The organism is Pseudomonas sp. FG13, from assembly GCF_057809755.1.
The window spans coordinates 1-326 of record NZ_JBMDKO010000120.1; the positions used below are offsets into that span (position 1 = coordinate 1).

Below are 326 nucleotides of genomic sequence, written 5' to 3' on the forward strand. Positions count from 1 at the left end.
CAGCCAGGATGGTGCCGCTCGGATTGATCACAGACACACGGACTTCATCGTTGCCGCCACCGGCCTGTTCGATGATAGTGGGTGTGTATCCCATGCCGATGTTGTAGATGTCGTCGCCGCTTCCCCCTTCCAACCGTACCCCTGTGGCTGTGGTGTACGGGCCGGCGGAGAGGACGTCGTTGAAGGCGGAGCCTATGACGGTTTCGATGCCCGTTAAAATACTGCCTTCGGCTTCTCCGCCCGTTCCTGCGGTTCCCGCGCCGAGACGGATATTAACGTTTACCCCGGCAGTCGAGCCCGAATAGTCGACTGTGTCGACACCGGCG

1 pseudogene is annotated in these 326 nt (G+C 60.4%); it reads right to left on the bottom strand.

Annotated features, from left to right (window positions below):
- Positions 1-326: pseudogene (locus ACODTO_RS29585) on the bottom strand (hypothetical protein); the annotation flags it as partial.